This is a genomic window from Psychrobacter sp. NPDC077938 (assembly GCF_044542635.1).
Taxonomy (GTDB): Bacteria; Pseudomonadota; Gammaproteobacteria; order Pseudomonadales; family Moraxellaceae; genus Psychrobacter.
In genome coordinates this window covers 2,147-3,733 of the sequence record NZ_JBITUW010000010.1, presented here as the reverse complement: position 1 = coordinate 3,733, position 1,587 = coordinate 2,147, and the positions used below count along the sequence as shown (strand labels likewise).

The 1,587-nt window shown below is 49.0% G+C and carries 1 rRNA gene (running past one end of the window); it reads right to left on the bottom strand.

The features are described 5' to 3' along the window. Positions 1-1,480 (bottom strand): 23S ribosomal RNA (locus tag ACIGBM_RS13405) (it extends 1,475 nt beyond the left edge of the window). Positions 1,481-1,587: the final 107 nt, after the last annotated feature.

Genomic DNA, 1,587 nt, shown 5'->3' with positions numbered 1-1,587 from the left:
AAAATAGCCCGGATTTACCTAAGCTATAAACCTACATCCTTTCACCTGGACAACCAACGCCAGGCTGACATAACCTTCTCCGTCCCTCCATCGCATTATAAACAAGTATCGGAATATTAACCGATTTCCCATCGACTACGCCTTTCGGCCTCGCCTTAGGGGTCGACTCACCCAGCCCCGATTAACGTTGGACTGGAACCCTTGATCTTCCGGCGTGCGAGCTTTTCACTCGCATTATCGTTACTCACGTCAGCATTCGCTCTTGTGATACCTCCAGCATGCTTTACAACACACCTTCACAGGCTTACACAACGCTCCCCTACCACTTGAAAACAAATTCAAATCCGCAGCTTCGGCTCCTAGTTTGAGCCCCGTTACATCTTCCGCGCGGGCCGACTCGACTAGTGAGCTATTACGCTTTCTTTAAAGGATGGCTGCTTCTAAGCCAACCTCCTAGCTGTCTATGCCTTCCCACCTCGTTTCCCACTTAACTAGGAATTTGGGGCCTTAGCTGGCGGTCTGGGTTGTTTCCCTCTCCACGATGGACGTTAGCACCCACCGTGTGTCTCCCGGATATCACTCATCGGTATTCGGAGTTTGCATCGGTTTGGTAAGTCGGTATGACCCCCTAGCCGAAACAGTGCTCTACCCCCAATGGTGTTCGTCCGAGGCGCTACCTAAATAGCTTTCGGGGAGAACCAGCTATCACCGAGTTTGATTAGCCTTTCACCCCTATCCACAAGTCATCCCCTGGCTTTTCAACGACAGTGGGTTCGGTCCTCCGGTGCCTGTTACGGCACTTTCAACCTGCTCATGGATAGATCACTCGGTTTCGGGTCTATACCCTGCAACTAAACGCCCTATTAAGACTCGGTTTCCCTACGGCTCCCCTAAACGGTTAACCTTGCTACAGAATATAAGTCGCTGACCCATTATACAAAAGGTACGCGGTCACCCAACAAGTGGGCTCCCACTGCTTGTACGCACACGGTTTCAGGTTCTATTTCACTCCCCTCACAGGGGTTCTTTTCGCCTTTCCCTCACGGTACTGGTTCACTATCGGTCAGTCAGGAGTATTTAGCCTTGGAGGATGGTCCCCCCATCTTCAAACAGGATTTCTCGTGCCCCGCTCTACTTAATATGTTAACTCTAATGTTTCGAATACAGGACTATCACCTACTACGGTCAGCTTTCCCACGCTGTTCTTCTACATTAGAATTAATCGGCTTCTCCCCGTTCGCTCGCCGCTACTAGGGGAATCTCAATTGATGTCTATTCCTAAGGGTACTGAGATGTTTCACTTCCCCTCGTTCGCTTCCTAATAAATTAGGATACCTACCTTATGGTAAGTGGGTTTCCCCATTCAGAAATCTCCGGATCACAGGATATTGCCGCCTCCCCGAAGCTTATCGCAGGCTGTCACGTCTTTCATCGCCTCTGACTGCCAAGGCATCCACCATGTGCGCTTCATTACTTGACCATACAACCCCAAGTAGTCTTTCGACTTCTAAGTGTCATACAATCTAATTATGATAACGATATCACCTATGTTTATACGCTTGATTCAGTTCTCTTTACTTTTTTTAA